The organism is Cupriavidus sp. MPR-AND1C (assembly GCF_058809705.1).
Genome location: NZ_JBXASU010000095.1, coordinates 1 through 12260, shown reverse-complemented (window position 1 = coordinate 12260; position 12260 = coordinate 1). Strand labels below are relative to the sequence as shown.

The window sequence follows — 12260 nt, the reverse complement described above, 5'->3', positions numbered from 1 at the left end:
TGGAGATTTTCTGGGCTGGGTACGACTATGAAAATGACGCTGACCATCCGTGTACCGTTGATTGCGCTGCTGACCTTCACGGGCATGGGCATGACGATCATCCAGGCCTATGGCGAGGATGGCGCCAAGCTCGCTGCCCAGCTATGCGCAACTTGCCATGGCATTCACGGGCGAAGCGAATCGCCGATGTTCCCCCGGCTTGACGCTCAGACACCTGAATACCTGGAGGCGCAGCTCAAAGGTTTTCGGGAGCATGCGCGTGGCGAAACGGAGGCGCGTTCATTCATGTGGGGCATCGCGTCACAACTTGACGACGCAACCGTCCGATCGCTGGCCGAATACTATGCAGGTCAAACTGCGGCACCCGGTGCGGCCGGAGACACGGCACTGATGTCCAAGGGGCAGACCATCTTCGAGCATGGCGCTCCCGATGACGGGGTGCCAGCCTGCGCGTCCTGTCATGGCGCGCAGGGACAGGGTGCGGCGCAATTCCCGCGACTTGCCGGGCAGCATAAATCCTATCTACTACGTCAGATCGAGGCTTTCAGGGACAAGTCGCGCGGCAATGCACCGGTCATGAGTGCGGTCGCACACAATCTGAATACCGATCAAGCCAACGCCGTTGCAACCTATCTGCAATCCAGGTGATTCGGATTCAGCCATATTTTGATTGTGTTTGTTGGGTCGGCAAAGGGATCGGACCCGGCGCGCATAGGTCGGTGACCGATTTGCTCGCGAAGGCGCCGGGTTCAAGAACTTCAAGGCGCTTGGCGGCCAGGCAAAGCCGCCACCGGAAAGTTAGCCACCACGATGCGCCGCTGGTCTTGCGCAACCAGGTGCATGGGCAGCTGGCGCGTTGTCAGCTCGCGGTAGGTATCGGCGGACATGATCGCCAGTGCCGGCGGCCCCTCGCGCCAGCGGGCGATAAAGCTGTCGAGCGTGGGCAGCCATTTCTGCGGCTCCTGCCGGGTGCCGAACTCCAGCTCGTCGGGGTGTTCCACCATCACGGTGGTGTGGCGCAGATAGTACGGCAGGGTGTGGTCCAGTGTGCGCACGCCGTAGATCGGCATGTCGTCCTTGAGTACCGCCCGGATGGTTGGCACCAGGCTGGCGCCCGAGGCCGGGCCGCCGATCGATTCGTGCCCGAGCAGCGCGGTGGTAAAGCCGGTGAGCAGCGCTAGCGTGTAGGCCACGATGCTCGGCATCAGGCCGTGGGTGCGCAGCAGCCGGCGCGCCAGCCACGTGCCCGCCAGCATCACGACAAACGCGGCGGCCACCCAGACCGCGTAGCGGCGGTAGTCGGCGACCGCAGTGTGGTTGGAATGCAGCGTGGCCACCACCGGGCTGGCCAGCAACCCGATCGCCATGATTACCAGCATGGCGTTGAGCTGCCGTCGCCAGCCGCGCTCGCCGATGCGCTCCAGCGCCATGGCTGCCAGCATGCCGAGCGCCGGGAAGACCGGCACGATATAGCCGGGCAGCTTGGAGCCGGACAGGCTGAAGAAGACAAAGATGGCGATGGCCCACACAGCCAGCAACAGCGCTGGCCGCAGGCGCCGAACCGTCGCCACGCGGGCTGCGGCGCCATCGTCGCGCACCACCTCCCACATGCGCGGCGCCAGCCCCAGCCAGGGCACGAAGCCCGCCACCAGCAACGGCACGAAGTACCAGACCGGCCCGCCGCGCGAGTGCACTGTCGACGTATAGCGTTGCCAGTGCTCGTGGATAAAGAAGAAATTCGGGAATTCGGGGTTGCGCGCCGACACCAGCCAGAACCAGGGCACCGTCGCGATCAGCATCAATGCGATGCCGGAGATCAGGTGCAGGCGCCGCCACAGCCCGAAGTCACGCGAGATCAGGGTGTAAATCACCAGCACCAGCCCGGGCAGGGCGATGCCCACCAGGCCCTTGCTCAGGATCGCCACGCCCATGGCCACCCAGCAGGCCCACATCCAGTAGCGGCGGGCCGCAGGCGTGGCGTCGGGATGCTGTGCCACCAGCATGAAGGCCAGCACGCAGGCCATGGCGCCGGACAGCGTCATGTCCAGCGAGTTGAAGTGCGAGGCCACGCTCCACATCGGCGCGGCCACCAGCACCAGCCCGGTCAGCAGGCCAGCGCGAATGCCATACCAGCGCATTGCCGCAAACATCGACGCGATGAGGCCAACCATGCCGGACAGCGCCGCGCATAGCCGGGCCTGCCAGTCGCCCACGCCGAACAAGGTATACGACAGCGCCGTCACCCACATATGGAAAGGCGGCTTCTCGAAGTACTTGAGCGCGTTGTAGCGGATCGTTACCCAGTCCCCGCTGGCGAACATCTCGCGCGAGATCTCGGCGTAGCGGCCTTCATCGGAGCTGAGCAGGTGGCGAAAATCCAGCGTGCCGAACCACAGCAGCAGGATCAGCAGGCCGGTGAGCAGCCACAGGGCTGTGGGCAGGCCGGCCACCTGCCGGGCGAAGAACGCTGGGGAGCGAGAGTCGGATTGGGGATGCATTGGAGCTCCGGATAAGAATGAAGTCCAGCCGTGCACGACCGGCGTTGTCTTTCACGCGCCGTTTTGCGCCGGGAACACCACGGCCACCGTGAGCCCGCGGCCCGCCGGGCCATCCTCCAGCAACACCGTGGCGCCATGGCGCGCGGCGATGCTCTGCACGATCGCCAGGCCCAGTCCGCTGCCATGCGCGTCGCTGGCGGCGCCGCGATGAAAGCGGCGGAACACATTGTCACGCTCGGCCGGCGCAATGCCCGGGCCGGTGTCGCTCACGCCCAGCATGGGCGCGCCGTTGCGCCATTCGATGCGCAGGTCGACCCGGCCGCCCGGGCTGGTATAGCGGATCGCATTGTCGGCGAGGTTGCGCAGCAGGATGAAGAGATCGCCATCCACGCCGCGCACCCGGCATTCGGGCGCGCTCGCATCCAGGCCGAGGTCCACATCCTTGGCTTCGGCCATGGGCAGCAGCTCACGCACCACCTGCACCGCCACGTCGCGCAAGCGCACGTCGGCGAGCGGGGCCTGGGTGGCAGGGGCGCCGTCTTCGCTGCGTGCCAGCGTCAGCAACTGCGCTACCAGGTGCGTGGTGCGGTCCAGGCGCTCGCCCAGCTTGGCGAGCGCCAGTTTCTGCTTGTCTTCGCTGTCGGCGCGCAGGGCCAGTTGCAGCTGCAGCTTGAGCGCGGTGAGCGGCGTGCGCAGTTCGTGCGCGGCGTCGGCGACAAAGGCGCGCTGGGTGTCCATGGATTGCTGCAGGCGGGCCAGCAGGGCATTGAGGGCTTCCACCACCGGCACCAGTTCCGGCGGCCAGCCGTGCGCGTCCAGCGGCGCCAGGGTGTTTGCCGAGCGGCTGCCGACCGCGCGCGCGATCTCCTCGACCGGGCGCAGCGAGCGCCTGACCACCAGGTGGATCAGCAAGCCAAGCACTGGCACCAGCGCGAGGATGGGCAGCAGCGCGCCAAGCGACAGCGAGGCCGCCAGCTTGCGGCGAAACACCACCGATTGCGCGGCCTGCACGTAGCGATCTCCGGCGAGCACGCCGTAGATCCGCCATTCGCTGCCGTGCGCCTGCAGGTCATGAAAGCCGGGCAGGTCCGCGCGCGGCAGCGTGACCGGGTGCGAGGCGTAGATCTGGCGGCCCTGCGCATCCCAGGCCTGCACCACGATCTCCTCGTCAAGTTCGCTGCCGTCCAGCGGCGGCGTGGCGTCGCGCTGCAGATGTGTCGGCAACATGCGTGCCGCTTGCTGCAGTTGCGCGTCGAAGACCTCGTTGGCTTCGCGGCGCACCTTGAAGTAGGCGGCCGCGCCCGCCACCAGGGCGCATGCGAGCATGGCCCCGAGCAGGCCGGCCAGCAACTGGGCGCGGATCGTTCTCATGCCGGGCCGCCCAGCTTGTAGCCGACACCGCGCACATTGCGGATAAAGTCGGCGCCAAGCTTCTTGCGCAGCGCATGGATATGGACTTCCACGGTATTGCTGCTGATTTCCTCGTTCATGTTGTAGACCGCCTCGCGCAGGCGCTCGTGGGTCACAACGTGGCCCGGCTGCTCCATCAAGGCCTGCAGCACCATGAACTCGCGCATCGACAGCGCCACGATCTCGCCGGTGCGGCGCACCTCGCGCGTGGCCGGGTCCAGGCGCACCGGGCCATGCGCCAGCTCGGTGCTGACGCGCCCGGCGCTACGGCGCAGCAGGGCCCGGATGCGCGCGAACAACTCGTCGAGGTCGAACGGTTTGACCAGGTAATCGTCGGCGCCGGCATCCAGGCCGCGCACGCGGTCGGCGGTGGCGTCGCGCGCGGTCAGGATCAGCACCGGCAGTGCCAGCCCGCGGGCGCGCAGTTGCCGCAGCACCGCCTCGCCGGAGCGCCCGGGCAGGCCAAGGTCGAGCAGCACGGCGTCGTAGGTGCCGGGCGCATTGGCGGCTAGCGCGGCATCGGCGAGGCGGCCATCCCTGACCCAGTCGACCGCGTAGCCTTCGGCCCGCAGGCCTTCCTCTACGCTCTCGCCGATCATCGGGTCGTCTTCCACCAGCAGCAGGCGCATGGCATGGGTTCCTTGGTTGGTGATCAGTGGATACCTTGGGTTCAACGGCGTTGCAGCCGGTCCAGGCGCAAGCGGTGGCGGTGGTCGGTCAGCCGCCGGACCGCCAGCGTGGCCGCCAGGATCACGCCCAGCATGCTGCCGCCGGCGAGCAGGAACATCAGCAGGATCTGGTACCGGGCCGCGGCGATCGGATCCATCCCGGCCAGGATCTGGCCAGTCATGATGCCCGGCATGGTGATGATGCCGGCCGCCGCCATGGTGTTCATGGTGGGCAGCATGCCGCTGCGCACCGCCTGGCGCACGATCACGCGCAGCGCCGCCTGGCGGTCGTCGCCCAGCGCCAGGCGCGCATCGATGGCCGCGCGCTGGTGCCAGACCGCGGTAAAGGCGCCGTTGAGCGCCAGGCTCGCGGCGTTCATCACATTGCCCAGGATGATGCCGGCCAGCGGGATCGCGTGGCGGGCGTCGTACCAGGGCGTCGGGCGCAAGGCCGTGGTCAGCGCCAGCACGGTTACCAGCAGCGTCGGCAGGCTCACGGCGGCGGCACCGATCAGCGCGTGCCAGGGCCCGGCCAGGCGGCGCTCCTGCCGGCTGCCCACCTCCCGGGCGGCTGCCGCGATCATGGCGGCTACGGTCAACGCGGTTACCAGCGGCGATGACAAGCCAAACACCGTGCGCAGCACCAGGCCGACCAGCAGCAGTTGCACCACCATGCGGCCGGCGGCCCAGAGCAGGCTGCGGTGCACGTCCAGCGACATCACCAGCGAGGCGCCCGCGCCGGCCAGCACCAGCAGGCTGGCCAGCGCCAGGTCATAGGCTGTGAGCGGGATCGGGCTCATGCCGGCACCGCTTCCAGCCCGGCGGCGCCGAGGCGATAGTGCCGGTCCTGCAGGCGTGCCGCCTGCGCGGGATTGTGCGAGACGATCAGCAGCCCCAGCCCCTGCGCCTTGCAGTCGTGCAGCAGCGCTTCGACGGCCAGCGTGGTCTCGGCGTCCAGCGCGGAGGTTGGTTCATCGAGCAGCAGGAAGCGCGGACGGCGCACCAGCGCGCGGATCAGCGCGAGGCGCTGGCGCTCACCGGTGGACAGGCGGCTCACGGGCGCGCCCAGGATGTCCGCGGGCAGGCGCAGCCGCGCCAGCAGCGCCTGGGCGGCCGGCACGTCCGTCATATGTTCAAGCACGTCGTCGCCCCACCAGCCGGACTCGGCCGCCACGTACATGACCTGGCGCCGCCAGGCCGGCCCGCTCATGCTCTCGCGCGGGGACTGGCCTAGCCGGACCTGCCCGCGATTGGGATCGAGATCGGCGATCATGCGCAATAGCAGGCTCTTGCCCGCGCCGGATGCGCCGGACAGGATCACGCAACTGCCGGGCGCGACGGTGAGGCTGAAGGGCCCGCGGCCAGCGCCTTCAAGGCCGTTGATGCCCAGGCTGGCGTCGGCATCGCGCATTGACGGCAGTGCGTCGGCGCTGGCGAGGTGGGGCATCGTGTCAGCCGTTGTCATGGGTTGAGCCATCCGCGTGCGATGGGGTAGGCCAGCAGGTGCCGGTAGAGTTGCTCCGCGCGCACCGTGACAGCGGCAAGCAGCGGGCGCGTGAGGGCAGACGTAGCCACGGCTGCGCAGCATGCTGCTATCGCAAATGCGCCGACGATGTCCAGTGGAAAGTGTACGCCGAGGAAGACGCGGGCCCAGCCCGTGAATGCCGCGGCTACCAGCAAGCCGGTCCCGCTCAGGCGTTGGGCCCTGCCGGGCGCGCGCAGCAGGACCAACGCCAGCGTGGCCAGCAGCGTGACGTGGTCGCTCGGGAAGGAGGGGTCGGCGGCATGTGCCAGGTAGGTATGCCCGATGCCCGCCATGAAGGGCCGCGGCATCGGCAGCAGCAGGCCGAGCAGGGTCGAGCAGAGCCCGCCCAGCGCCACGGCCGCCAGGGCGCTCGTCACCATCTGGCGCTCGCCCGGCCGCGCGCGCAGCCAGCCTGCGGCCAGCACCAGCGGCGCGCCTGCGATCAGCCCTTCGGCAAGGAAAGCGGCCACCCAGAGGCCGGCGCCAGACAGCCCGGCGGGGGCGTTCAGGCACTGGAACAGTGTGAGGTTCAGGGCAAGGAGCGTCGGCATCGGGAGCGTTGGATTCTGGCGATGCGACAAGGATAGGGCACAGCGGCTTAAGAAACGCTTAAGGCCGGCTGGCAGGCTGGCCGTGCCCGGTCCGCTCCATGCCGATGTCGTGGACCCGGGCTCGTGGACCCGGGCAAATATCCGGCAAGGCATGAACGAAGTGGTTCCCGCAAGCAGGGCCCCCTTCGCTTTGCATGCTTCGCCGCAGCGTTTTCAGGTTGGAGCCGGCACCAATCTTCGGCACCCTCTGTGGGGGCCGGGTGGGGATGCAAAGCCCGCATGCCTATATGCGTCTCGCGTGTCTATGCATAGACGAAATTCATCCTTCGACGGCCAATTCCATTGCGCTATCGTGAGGGACTTGTCAGCGCGTGCCCAAGACGGCTGCGGTGGCTACGCCCTCTCTCCACACTGTCGCACCAGCAATAGCAGATCGACAGTGTGCTCCGGGAGAGCGGCGCGGATCCGCGCCAGGAATGGCGCACAGGTAAAGAACTTGGCCATTCACGCGGGCTTGCTGCTTGCCTGACGCATGGCCGGCAATGAAATGCGCCCCGCGCGTGAAACCACAAACCATCGATATCGACAGGAGGTTCGTCCCATGGCTACACCGCTGAAAGTGGTCGCCGTCAACGGCAGCGCGCAGCAGCCCTCGCGCACGCTCGCGCTCGTGCAGGCACTGCTCACGGAGCTGGATAGCCGGCTGCATTTGCAAAGCCATATCGTCAATCTCGGCGACATCGCGCGTCCGCTGGGCGCGGCGCTGTCGCGCGCGGAGCTGCCGGCCGAGATTGAAAACCAGCTGGTCGCCATCGAGTCCGCGGACCTGCTGGTGGTGGCCGCGCCGGTGTATCGCGGTTCTTATCCCGGCCACTTCAAGCACCTTTTCGACCTGGTGGGGCAGCAAGCGCTGGTGGACAAGCCGGTGCTGCTGGGGGCGACGGGCGGCAGCGACCGCCATGCGCTGGTGCTGGAGCATCAGTTGCGGCCGCTGTTCGGCTTCCTGCAGGCGCTCACGCTGCCCATCGGCGTGTATGGCAGCCCGGGGGATTTCCACAATTACCAGGTCAGCAGCGCCGCGCTGGCCGAACGCATCCGCCTGGCCGCGGATCGTTGCGCGCCGCTGTTCGAGGCCAGCCGCAAATTGCCGCTGCAGCGCGCGGCTTGAAGGGGAGAACCGCGGCGCTGAACGTCTTCTGGGTTCTTCCCACGCACGGCACAGGAAGTGGCCGCACGGATCAAGGATCGTGATAGACATCATGATAGATATCAAGGAAATCCGGCGCATTGACTGCGCGTCCGATGCGCTGTTCAACGGGCGGCGACTGCGCGCGTTGCCGGTTGCGGAGAACGACACGAGGAAAGCTCCGGAGGCCGGCACATGCGGCCGAAGGCACTGATGATGCGCGCGAAAGCGGCCCTGGCTGGCAATCGAGATGCCGCTGTTGACGATCGGGCCGGCGAAGAGGGGCGTGCGCCGGGCGAAATCGAAGACCTGATCGCGTTCTTGAGGGCGCAGCCCCCTGACGAACGGCGCGGTGCGAACGTCAGCCTCACCGATCCGGGGACGGCCGATGCGTTTGTTGCGCCGTTGCTGGCCGCGGCGCGGGACGAAGACCCGTACATCCGCGCCAGCGCGATCCATGCGCTCGGGCACTACGACATGGCGACGCATGCGCAAGCGGCGCAGGCTGTGCATCGGGCGTTGGCTGGCGACCGCGATGCGTCGATCCGGGCGGCCGCGGCTTCGGCCCTGGCGAGCCAGTCGCCGGAGGCCATCCCGGCGCTCATGGTTGCGCCAAACGACGAGGTGGCTGGCGTGCGGCTGCAGGCCGTGATCGCCCTGGGTTCGATGCAGGTGCATCAAGCCATCGACACCCTCGCCGACCGCATCTTCAGCGATCCGGACGAAGAGGTCCGAAATTACGCGGTCAATGCGCTGGGCGAGATGCGGCATGCGGGCGCCACGCAACATCTGATCGACTCGCTCGGCAGCCTCCGGTGGGCGGCGCATCCCGACACCACGGCTACGCTGCAAAGCCTCTGCCGTGCGCTGAGCGATGCCGAGCCGAACGTCAGGCGCAGCGTCTGCGGCGCGCTCGCCAGCTTGCGCGATGCGCGGGCCGTCCCGTTTCTTGCCGGTGCGCTGAGCGACGGCGACGAGGAGGCTTGGTGCAAGATCATCGAGGCCATCAGCCGCATCGACGCGAAGCACCATGCCGCTGCTGCTTGGACTGCTGGGGGATGACGACGATGCGGTGCGTGGCGAGGCGGCGTTGGCGCTGGCGGCCATCGGTGACGATGAGGCGGTTGCGCCATTGGCATCGCGGCTCAAGCGTGAGCTTTCGCCGGATGTCCGGCGCCGCGTCGTCTGGGCGCTGAGCTTCTTCACGCCCGGCAAGGTGCTGCCGCTGCTGACGGGCAGCTTTGGCGACAGCGATCCCCATGTGCGGCAGCAGGCTGTCCAGGCGCTGGCCGAGATCTGCGTTGTGTCCGGACTGCGCGATTTGCGATCGGCGCTGCAGAAACGGCGCGAGGATGTGAGGCAAGCGCTGGAGGAGGCGATCGAGGCACTCGAAAGCGGCGCGATGCCCGACGAGGGTGGCGGATCCCGTCGCGTCGGCATCGGAACGGTGCATTACGCGTAGCAGCCGTACTGCAAGGAGGAGGACAGTACTTCCCGCCCGGATATCTCGGATGCCATGCCCTTCCTATGCGGCGCTATCCGGCGGCGTGGAACTTGCCGCCAACGATCGCAGGATGTCCCGCCAACTCACGATGCCAACCGGCCGAAACTGCTCGTCGACGACGGGAATGCACGAGACCTGGTGGGCGAGAAATAGTGCAATGGCATCAGCGATCCCGGCCTCGGGGCGCAGCGTTACCGGCTTGCGCGTCATGATCTGGTGCACGCGCTTCTTGAGGGTGTTGACGTCCCTGGCCGACTCTACCGTGCTGCCTATAAACGGGCTCATCGCGCGCAGCAGATCGCGGTCCGATACAACACCATGCAGCTTCCCGTCCTCGACGACGAGCAGGTGATGGAACTTCGCCTCGTCGAAGATATTCTTGATCGTTGCCAACGTGTCGTCGAACACGACGGTGACGAGCTTTTTGGACATGATGCTATCAATGCTCACCACTAGCTCCATGTTTGTCTTTTCCTATGGTCGTAAGCGATCCGCATGCGCGTGCGTGCGCCTGGCCGGTCACAGACCCAAGCCGTGATCTTCTCTATCGACCACCCGGGGGAAAACTTGACCCTGCATTCGTTTGCATCGCTGACCGCCTCCATCCGCGCCTGCGCCGGCACGCGCTGGACCTGCTGACATGGTCTGCAGCCGCCGCGTGCTGGCAGCCTCGCATCCGTCCCGACCAGGCGCCGAGGCTTGTGGATTGTGGAATGTGGGCCCATTTCGGCCGCCGTTCTGGTGGCCCCTCATGGAGAAAAGTGAAGAAAACGCCATCGAGATGTGGTTGGTAGGACGTCTCCATCCGGGCTTGGGGGCAGGATGACACACGTCGGAGGCAATGCAATTGCATTGACGCGGTAAGGCAATCGCATTACCGTGCAGGGCATCCACTCCTTTGACCTGAGAGCCCCATGGCTGCCACCCTCGAAGTCGAATCCACGCTGACCGACCGCTATCAGACCACCGTGCCGGAAACCGTGCGCCGCGCCCTGCGGCTGGGCAAGCGCGACAAGATCCACTACACGATCCGCCCCGGCGGCGAGGTCGTGCTGACGCGCGCCGAGGCTTCCGAGGGGGACGATCCGGTGCTGGGCAATTTCCTGAGTTTCCTGGTCCGCGACATCGCCAGCCATCCAGAGCGCCTGCAGGCCGTCGATGCCAGTTTCGTGCGGCGCATCCAGTCGCTGGTCGGTGGCATCGAAGTGGATCTTGATGCCGCCCTTTCGGCTGACGATGAATGAGCGCGAGTCAGCCTGCGCCTTTGATCATCAACGGTTGGACTGTTTTCGCCCATCCGCTGTTTCTCGCTCAACTTGAGGGGCTGACCCGACAAGTCGAAGCGCTCAAGCAAAGAGACCCAACCGGCTACGTGAAGAAGAACGCCAGCAAACGGCTGGCGGCGATCACCAGGCTGGCGTTCGAGGTGATCGCGCAGGACCCGGCACGGCCGGAATACCGGCAGCGCGGCACTCTCGGCGACGATCACAAACATTGGTTCCGGGCCAAGTTCTTTCAACAGTACCGGCTGTTCTTTCGCTACCACGCGCAAAGCAGGGTAATCGTATTTGCCTGGGTCAACGACGAAGACACCAAGCGCGCCTGCGAGAGCAGCGACGACGCCTACCGCGTATTCCGCAAGATGCTGGAAAGCGGCCACCCTCCAGACGACTGGAATCAGCTACTGGCCGAGGCGCGCGCGGAAGGCCTGCGCTTGCAGCGGATGGCTGCGGGAGCAGCGCAGGTACAGCCTTGAATCGCCGGAAGGCTTGGCTTGTGAGGCGGGCTCAGCGCGAATCAGTGGTGCCGCGCGGCGCTGGTGGTATGCCGTCGCGGGCCGCGACCAAGGTTGCCGGCGGCGGTGTGCCGGTGATCTTGGGTACGCACTCGGCGTGGAACCAGGCGGCGGTGACGGGCTCGCCTGCCAGCATGCGCTTGATCGGCGGCACGACCTGCTCGCCGATCAGCATGCCGAGCAGCCCGATCAACGCGACCACGGGCGGAGCGGGCGAGCGGACCTGCAGCAGGGCGTAGATGATGCCGACGAGGATGCCGGCGCCAAGCGAAACGATATAGAGCTTCATCGCATTTCCAATATTCTGAGTTCAGTGTGGGTTGCGGATCTCGCGGCATGGGCGGGCCATGGCCAGCTTCAAGCTGCTTTCCCGGCCGCGCGGCGGGCGAGGTCTTCCCATGCCACCAGCACGAAGCCGCCGGCCAGGCCGACATGCTCGAAGAAGGCGTTGGCCAGCATGAACTGCTCGGCTGGCGGCGCCGCCCAGAAGCGGTTGGCCAGCAGGGTCGCCAGCAGCGTGAAGACCGCCAGCGCCAGTGCGCCGAGCCAGCGGTAGAAGCCGCACAGGATCATCAGCGACGCGCCCAGCTCCAGCGCGATCACCGCGGCTGCCAGCGGCGCCGCCGGCGCGAGGCCAAAGTGCTGCATCTCGCCGATGGCGCCGGCGAAGTTCATGACCTTGACCAGGCCGCCTTGCAGGTAGGCGGCGCACAGCGCCAGCAGTGCAAGCCAGCGCAGCCATGCCGGCGGACGCACGGCGCCGGCGGCCGGCGCGAAGGCGGAAGCGGGACGGTTCATGACGATGCTCCCCGGCTCAGAAGGCCCAGCACGAACAGCCCAGCGCGCCCCAGAAGGTACTCTCGTCCGAGGCCGGCACCTCAGCGGTCCATGCCTTCGCGTGCCCATGGCCGTGCAGTCCGCAGGCCGTGGCGCAGCAGGAGGCCGTCACCGCGAGCGGGCGTGCCTGGTAACGGCTGCCGTGGCGCGCCGGTGACCAGTCGGGCATCGCCGGCGGCAGTGCCGGTGCGAGCTTGTCGAAGTCGCCGTCGCCATACACCACCTTGCCACCCAGCACCGTCATCACCGAGGTGATGTCCTGGATCTCGTCTCCGGGCACGCTGAA

The 12260-nt window shown here is 67.2% G+C and carries 15 protein-coding genes and 1 pseudogene; 6 read left to right on the top strand and 10 right to left on the bottom strand.

The window, feature by feature from the left end:
- Nucleotides 1-84: 84 nt before the first annotated feature.
- Nucleotides 85-648, top strand: coding sequence for a c-type cytochrome (locus AC1RWI_RS31980; RefSeq protein ID WP_492870354.1), 564 nt, complete (start codon nucleotides 85-87; stop codon nucleotides 646-648).
- Between the two features lie 110 nt (nucleotides 649-758).
- On the opposite strand, the gene AC1RWI_RS31975 is transcribed toward AC1RWI_RS31980, so the two are convergent.
- Genes AC1RWI_RS31975 through AC1RWI_RS31950 form a run of 6 tightly spaced genes read right to left on the bottom strand, consistent with a single transcriptional unit; the run spans nucleotide 759 to nucleotide 6652 of the window.
- The gene (locus AC1RWI_RS31975; protein ID WP_492870349.1) at nucleotides 759-2498 is read right to left on the bottom strand and encodes a glycosyltransferase family 39 protein; all 1740 of its coding nucleotides are present in this window, start codon (nucleotides 2496-2498) and stop codon (nucleotides 759-761) included.
- 51 nt (nucleotides 2499-2549) lie between these two features.
- Entirely contained in the window at nucleotides 2550-3869 is a 1320-nt protein-coding gene (locus AC1RWI_RS31970; RefSeq protein WP_492870347.1) for an ATP-binding protein, read from the bottom strand.
- Nucleotides 3866-4537, bottom strand: a complete 672-nt coding sequence (locus tag AC1RWI_RS31965) for a response regulator (RefSeq protein WP_043355480.1) — start codon at nucleotides 4535-4537, stop codon at nucleotides 3866-3868. Before AC1RWI_RS31965 ends, AC1RWI_RS31970 begins: the two co-directional genes overlap by 4 nt.
- A gap of 41 nt (nucleotides 4538-4578) precedes the next feature.
- Nucleotides 4579-5376 carry an ABC transporter permease gene (locus AC1RWI_RS31960; protein ID WP_043355478.1) on the bottom strand — a complete coding sequence of 266 codons (798 nt, stop codon included), beginning with the start codon at nucleotides 5374-5376 and terminating at the stop codon, nucleotides 4579-4581.
- Nucleotides 5373-6041, bottom strand: coding sequence for an ABC transporter ATP-binding protein (locus AC1RWI_RS31955; protein ID WP_492870346.1), 669 nt, complete (start codon nucleotides 6039-6041; stop codon nucleotides 5373-5375). The genes AC1RWI_RS31960 and AC1RWI_RS31955 overlap by 4 nt, the downstream gene beginning before the upstream one ends.
- Nucleotides 6038-6652, bottom strand: coding sequence for a phosphatase PAP2 family protein (locus tag AC1RWI_RS31950; RefSeq protein WP_043355475.1), 615 nt, complete (start codon nucleotides 6650-6652; stop codon nucleotides 6038-6040). Before AC1RWI_RS31950 ends, AC1RWI_RS31955 begins: the two co-directional genes overlap by 4 nt.
- Nucleotides 6653-7253: 601 nt before the next feature.
- Between AC1RWI_RS31950 and msuE the strand changes: the two genes are divergently transcribed.
- The 3 genes from msuE to AC1RWI_RS31935 all read left to right on the top strand — a co-directional run bounded on the left by msuE (nucleotide 7254) and on the right by AC1RWI_RS31935 (nucleotide 9300).
- On the top strand, nucleotides 7254-7820 hold the full coding sequence (gene msuE, locus AC1RWI_RS31945; RefSeq protein WP_043355473.1) for an FMN reductase: 567 nt from the start codon (nucleotides 7254-7256) through the stop codon (nucleotides 7818-7820).
- A gap of 213 nt (nucleotides 7821-8033) precedes the next feature.
- On the top strand, nucleotides 8034-8900 hold the full coding sequence (locus AC1RWI_RS31940; RefSeq protein ID WP_492870344.1) for a HEAT repeat domain-containing protein: 867 nt from the start codon (nucleotides 8034-8036) through the stop codon (nucleotides 8898-8900).
- Nucleotides 8869-9300 (top strand): HEAT repeat domain-containing protein, encoded by a 432-nt coding sequence (locus tag AC1RWI_RS31935; protein ID WP_492870343.1) that lies wholly within the window; start codon nucleotides 8869-8871, stop codon nucleotides 9298-9300. Before AC1RWI_RS31940 ends, AC1RWI_RS31935 begins: the two co-directional genes overlap by 32 nt.
- A gap of 63 nt (nucleotides 9301-9363) precedes the next feature.
- On the opposite strand, the gene AC1RWI_RS31930 is transcribed toward AC1RWI_RS31935, so the two are convergent.
- Nucleotides 9364-9774 carry a CBS domain-containing protein gene (locus AC1RWI_RS31930; RefSeq protein WP_492870342.1) on the bottom strand — a complete coding sequence of 137 codons (411 nt, stop codon included), beginning with the start codon at nucleotides 9772-9774 and terminating at the stop codon, nucleotides 9364-9366.
- Nucleotides 9775-10256: 482 nt separating this feature from the next.
- On the opposite strand from AC1RWI_RS31930, the gene AC1RWI_RS31925 reads away from it, so the two are divergent.
- Together AC1RWI_RS31925 and AC1RWI_RS31920 are read left to right on the top strand one after the other, a co-directional pair.
- Nucleotides 10257-10586 carry a type II toxin-antitoxin system PrlF family antitoxin gene (locus AC1RWI_RS31925; protein ID WP_492870341.1) on the top strand — a complete coding sequence of 110 codons (330 nt, stop codon included), beginning with the start codon at nucleotides 10257-10259 and terminating at the stop codon, nucleotides 10584-10586.
- Nucleotides 10583-11098 carry a type II toxin-antitoxin system YhaV family toxin gene (locus AC1RWI_RS31920; protein WP_492870340.1) on the top strand — a complete coding sequence of 172 codons (516 nt, stop codon included), beginning with the start codon at nucleotides 10583-10585 and terminating at the stop codon, nucleotides 11096-11098. The genes AC1RWI_RS31925 and AC1RWI_RS31920 overlap by 4 nt, the downstream gene beginning before the upstream one ends.
- Nucleotides 11099-11129: 31 nt before the next feature.
- On the opposite strand, the gene AC1RWI_RS31915 is transcribed toward AC1RWI_RS31920, so the two are convergent.
- From AC1RWI_RS31915 to AC1RWI_RS31905, 3 genes and pseudogenes are all read right to left on the bottom strand, one after another.
- Complete coding sequence (locus AC1RWI_RS31915; RefSeq protein WP_043355459.1) at nucleotides 11130-11426, bottom strand: XapX domain-containing protein; 297 nt, start codon at nucleotides 11424-11426, stop codon at nucleotides 11130-11132.
- Nucleotides 11427-11494: 68 nt separating this feature from the next.
- Nucleotides 11495-11935, bottom strand: a complete 441-nt coding sequence (locus AC1RWI_RS31910) for a DoxX family protein (protein WP_043355456.1) — start codon at nucleotides 11933-11935, stop codon at nucleotides 11495-11497.
- A gap of 16 nt (nucleotides 11936-11951) precedes the next feature.
- Nucleotides 11952-12260, bottom strand: a pseudogene (locus AC1RWI_RS31905) (amidohydrolase); the annotation flags it as partial.

Bases quoted from the DNA above. Each gene is read 5' to 3' on its own strand.
- AC1RWI_RS31980 (WP_492870354.1), top strand. From the start codon at position 85: ATGGGCATGACGATCATCCAGGCCTATGGCGAGGATGGCGCCAAGCTC.
- AC1RWI_RS31975 (WP_492870349.1), bottom strand. From the start codon at position 2,498: ATGCATCCCCAATCCGACTCTCGCTCCCCAGCGTTCTTCGCCCGGCAG.
- AC1RWI_RS31970 (WP_492870347.1), bottom strand. From the start codon at position 3,869: ATGAGAACGATCCGCGCCCAGTTGCTGGCCGGCCTGCTCGGGGCCATG.
- AC1RWI_RS31965 (WP_043355480.1), bottom strand. From the start codon at position 4,537: ATGCGCCTGCTGCTGGTGGAAGACGACCCGATGATCGGCGAGAGCGTA.
- AC1RWI_RS31960 (WP_043355478.1), bottom strand. From the start codon at position 5,376: ATGAGCCCGATCCCGCTCACAGCCTATGACCTGGCGCTGGCCAGCCTG.
- AC1RWI_RS31955 (WP_492870346.1), bottom strand. From the start codon at position 6,041: ATGACAACGGCTGACACGATGCCCCACCTCGCCAGCGCCGACGCACTG.
- AC1RWI_RS31950 (WP_043355475.1), bottom strand. From the start codon at position 6,652: ATGCCGACGCTCCTTGCCCTGAACCTCACACTGTTCCAGTGCCTGAAC.
- msuE (WP_043355473.1), top strand. From the start codon at position 7,254: ATGGCTACACCGCTGAAAGTGGTCGCCGTCAACGGCAGCGCGCAGCAG.
- AC1RWI_RS31940 (WP_492870344.1), top strand. From the start codon at position 8,034: ATGCGGCCGAAGGCACTGATGATGCGCGCGAAAGCGGCCCTGGCTGGC.
- AC1RWI_RS31935 (WP_492870343.1), top strand. From the start codon at position 8,869: ATGCCGCTGCTGCTTGGACTGCTGGGGGATGACGACGATGCGGTGCGT.
- AC1RWI_RS31930 (WP_492870342.1), bottom strand. From the start codon at position 9,774: ATGTCCAAAAAGCTCGTCACCGTCGTGTTCGACGACACGTTGGCAACG.
- AC1RWI_RS31925 (WP_492870341.1), top strand. From the start codon at position 10,257: ATGGCTGCCACCCTCGAAGTCGAATCCACGCTGACCGACCGCTATCAG.
- AC1RWI_RS31920 (WP_492870340.1), top strand. From the start codon at position 10,583: ATGAGCGCGAGTCAGCCTGCGCCTTTGATCATCAACGGTTGGACTGTT.
- AC1RWI_RS31915 (WP_043355459.1), bottom strand. From the start codon at position 11,426: ATGAAGCTCTATATCGTTTCGCTTGGCGCCGGCATCCTCGTCGGCATC.
- AC1RWI_RS31910 (WP_043355456.1), bottom strand. From the start codon at position 11,935: ATGAACCGTCCCGCTTCCGCCTTCGCGCCGGCCGCCGGCGCCGTGCGT.